The sequence below is a fragment of the Eggerthella sp. genome (genome assembly GCF_048329335.1).
Taxonomy (GTDB): domain Bacteria; phylum Actinomycetota; class Coriobacteriia; order Coriobacteriales; family Eggerthellaceae; genus Eggerthella; species Eggerthella lenta.
On the sequence record NZ_DBFEGU010000231.1, the window covers coordinates 1 to 4,145 of the forward strand.

Consider the following 4,145-nt stretch of genomic DNA (forward strand, 5'->3'; position numbering starts at 1 on the left):
GTCACGAGCTGTGCGCGCTCTACACGCTGCAACCCGACGGTCGAGCAGGCTACGAGCGCGTCCTGCCGCCCACCACCGTCCGAGCGCTCGAAGCCTACCTGCGCCGATGCGAGGGAATGGCCGGCTGCTCGGTCGCCAGCAAAGCGCTTCGGTACATCGCGGTCGCTTCCGGCTCGCCCATGGAAACGGCCCTCGCCATCGTTCTTTGCCTCCCCCTTCGCCTCGGAGGCTACGGGCTTCCGCTTCCGCGCATGAACTACCGCATCGAAGCTCGACGCGGCAGTCGGGGCACATCGGACAAGCGCTACTACCTGTGCGACTTGTTCTGGCCCGAGGCGAATGTGGCCATCGAGTACGACAGCGATTTGGAGCACACCGGATCCGCCCGCATCGCCGAAGACGCCCAACGGCGCAACGATCTGACCGCCTTGGGCATCACGACGATCACCGCCACGCGCGAGCAGGTCATGGATGCCGGGAAGCTCAGCCGCATCGCTCATCAGGTTGGAGCCATGCTGAACGTGCGCATCAGGGACGAACGAGGATGGAATCCTCGCGAACGGGAACAGCTCCTCCGCTCGCTCGTCACCGAGCACGACCTGAAAGCAAGCTGGACGAAAGCACGCCGCATCTCCGTTTCGAACTAGACCGATCGGGCAAAAAAACGGTCCCGGATATCCGGGACCGCTCGGCGCTACTTCTTTTCGGGGCGCTTCTTGCGCTTGGCCTTCGGGGGCTTCGGCGCGGCCTTCGCGGCGGTGACGCCGTGCGGCTCTTCGGCCTGGGGCTTCTCGGGCGCCGGCGCGGCGGACGCAGCCGCGGCCGTGGCCTTCACGGCCTTCTTGCCGGAAAGCGCCGCCGCCATCGCGTTCGGGTTGCCGAACTCGAAGCGGCCGACCTCGGGCCCGAACTTCTTCACCAGCTTCTGGTAGCGGGGCTCGCGCGTCTTCCACATCGCGTACAGGGGCGATGCCACCGCGATGGACGAGTACGAACCGCACACCAGGCCGATCACCATGGCGAACGCGAAGTCCTTCAGCGTCTCGCCGCCGAACAGCAGCATGGCCAGCACGGGGATCAGCGAGGTGAGCGTCGTGTTGACGGTGCGCACCAGCACCTGGTTGATGGAGTGGTTCGCCATCGTCATGAACGTGCACTTGATGTCGTCGGACTGCATGTTGTCGTTGATGCGGTGGAACACGACCACCGTGTCGTACAGCGAGTACCCCAGGATGGTGAGCAGCGCGGCGATGGTGTTCGGGTTCACCTCGCGGCCCACCAGCGCGTACACGCCCATGACCAGCACCAGGTCGTGCAGCAGCGCCACGATGGCGGTGACGCCCATCTTGTACTCGAAGCGGATGGCGATGTAGATGATGATGAGCACGATGGACACGAGGAACGCGATGAGCGACGACTGGATGACGCTGGCGCCCCAGTCGGGTCCGATGGTGGTCACCTCGAAGCTGTCGGTGGACAGCCCCAGCTTGTCCGCCACCTGGTTCGCGCGCTGCGTGGCCTCTTCGGCGCTCGTGGTGGTGGTGCGCACGAGGAAGCCCTGGTCGCCGTCTGCGGTGGTCGTCTGCACCACGGCGTCGGGCTCGCCGGCGTCGTCGAACGCGGTGCGCATCTGCTCGGTGCTCACGTCGCCCGTGTTATGGAACGACACCGACGTGCCGCCTACGAACTCGATGCCGAAGTTCAGCCCCTTCACGCCCACGATGGCCAGCGACACGCACACCAGCACCGCGGCCACGCCCAAGAACACGCGGCGGTGGCCCAAGAAGTTGATGTCGTGCTTGATGAACTTGCCCTGCGGCTTGCGCGCGGCACGCGCAGCGGCCTCGCCCGCGGCGCCCTCGGCGCGCTGGGCGGCCTCTTCGGATTCGGCGGCGTTGATGGCCTCGCCCGCTTCGGCCGCAGCCGTGCTCGTTCCCTCGGCGGCGGCGAGCGCCGCGTAGTCCTCCGATGCGGCCAGGCTGTCCTTGATGCCCCAGAAGCCCGGATGGCGAGCAATGACCTTCGGCGCCAGCAGACGGATGAGCGGCGCCTTGAACAGCAGCATCATGGCGATGTCGCACGCGATGCCCAACGCCAGCGTCAGGCCGAAGCCCTTGACCGACGCGCTGGCCAGGAAGAACAGCGACAGCGCCGACACGAGCGTGACGAGGTCGGCATCGATGGAGGTCACGATGGCGTGCCTCACGCCAGTCACGGACGCGGCGCGCACGCTGCGGCCCATGCGGATCTCCTCGCGGAAGCGTTCCATAGTGAGAATGGACGAGTCGGCCGCCATGCCGATGGTCAGCACGATGCCCGCGATGCCCGCGAGCGAAAGGCTGAACAGGCCGAACGACGACAACGTGGCCAGGATGCCCAGGTACAGCACCGCGAACACGATCATCGCCGCCGCGGTGATGAGGCCCAGGCCGCGGTAGAAGAACAGCAGGTACAGCATGACCACCGCAAGGCCGATGAGCGCCACCAGCACGCCGGACGCCAGCGCATCTTGGCCGAGCGTCGGGCCCACGGTCTGGCTCTGGGCGTATTCGAAGCTGACGGGCAGCGAACCGCTTTCCAGCACGGTCTGCATCGCCTTGGCCTCGTCGAGCGAGTACCCGCCCGTGATCTGCACGTTGCCGTCGGGGATCTCGGACTGGACGGCGGGAGCAGACTGCACCTCGTTGTCCAGGATGATGACGATCTTGCCCTTCGTGGGCGCAAGCTCCTTCGTGGCGTCCGCGAACGCCTTGGCGCCTTCCGCGTCGAGCGTGATGTTCACGGCGTAGTCGGTGGACGTCTCGGAGGGCTTGCCGATGTCCACCTTCGTGATGTCCGCGCCGGTAACGATGGGCGTGTACATGCCGTCCTCCACCTTGAGGTGCTGCGTCTCGCCCGTGGGCAGCGTCAGCACGCCCAGGTCGTCGGAAACCGTGCCCTCGTTGCCGTACTGGCCGTTCTCGATCTTGGTCTTCGCGTCCTCGTCGGTGAACGAGTCGAGGCGCGCGAACTCGAGCTTGCCGGTTTTGCCGATGGTGTTCAGCGCGTCCTCGGTGTTCGTGAGGCCGGGGATCTGCACGAGGATCTGGTCGGTGCCCTGCACCTGCACCACGGCCTCCGAGGCGCCCAGCGCGTTGACGCGGCTCTCGATGATGGCGCGCGACTTCTCCATGTCGTCGTTGGTCACGTCGGCGCCGTCCGTCGACTTCGCCGTGAGCACCACCGACAGGCCGCCCTGGATGTCGAGGCCCTGGTTGATCTTCTCTTGCGGCGGCATGAACATGAAGACCGATCCCAACACCAGCAGGGTCGTGATGATGAGCAGCCAGATGTTGCGCCGGTCGGTGGACCGCGCGGGTTTCTTCTTCGTCGTCTTCTGCGTTGCCGCCATGTGACGTTCTCCCTTGTACGCTTATGTACGCTTGTCGTGCATGCTTGGACGCGCGAAGCCGAGGGCTTCTGCGCATTAACTGTCCTATTGTGCCACAACCGAGGAGAACGGGAAAGGAAGGGTGTTGAAAAGATCAGGGAAAAGCCCGGTGCCCTTCCCCGATCTCGTCCCTTAGTAGTCCTTCGCCGCGGAGCTTGCCATCCACTGCTCGTAGAACTCCTCGTACGCGTCGGCCAGCACGGCCTCGCGGGCGCGGCGCATGAGGTCGATGAGGTAGTGCAGGTTGTGGATGGACAACAGGATGCCGCCCAGCATCTCGTTCTGCTTCACGAGGTGGCGGATGTAGGCGCGGCTATGGTTCTGGCACGTCGGGCAGGTGCATGCGGGGTCCAGCGGGCCGAAGTCGCGCGTGAACCTCGCGTTGCGCATGTTCATGCGACCGGTCGACGAGAACGCCGTGCCCATGCGGGCCGTGCGGGTGGGCAGCACGCAGTCGAACATGTCCACGCCCTCGCGCACCGCGCGCACCAGCGTGGTGGGGTTGCCCACGCCCATCAGGTAGCGCGGGCGATCCTCGGGGCACGCGCGGGCAACCTCGCCCAGCGTCTGGAACATCACCTCGTGGTCCTCGCCCACCGAGTAGCCGCCGATGCCGAAGCCGCCGAAGCGACGCCCGCCGTTGCTCAAACTTTCGTCCTCGATCTCGCGCAGACGGCGGATGGACTCGAGGCGCAGGTCGAGTTCCATGCCGCCC

The 4,145-nt window shown here is 66.0% G+C and carries 2 protein-coding genes and 1 pseudogene; 1 reads left to right on the forward strand and 2 read right to left on the reverse strand.

Translation table 11 applies throughout. The features are described 5' to 3' along the window. Window positions 1–647: pseudogene (locus ACMO6A_RS07645) on the forward strand (hypothetical protein); the annotation flags it as partial. Between the two features lie 47 nt (window positions 648–694). Here the strand turns inward: ACMO6A_RS07645 and secD are convergent. Together secD and ACMO6A_RS07655 are read right to left on the reverse strand one after the other, a co-directional pair. Beyond that, window positions 695–3,391, reverse strand: coding sequence for a protein translocase subunit SecD (gene secD, locus ACMO6A_RS07650; RefSeq protein ID WP_418471025.1), 2,697 nt, complete (start codon window positions 3,389–3,391; stop codon window positions 695–697). A 171-nt stretch (window positions 3,392–3,562) separates the two neighbouring features. After that, a partial coding sequence (locus ACMO6A_RS07655; protein ID WP_418471026.1) for a tRNA-guanine transglycosylase occupies window positions 3,563–4,145 on the reverse strand: 583 nt, incomplete at its 5' end.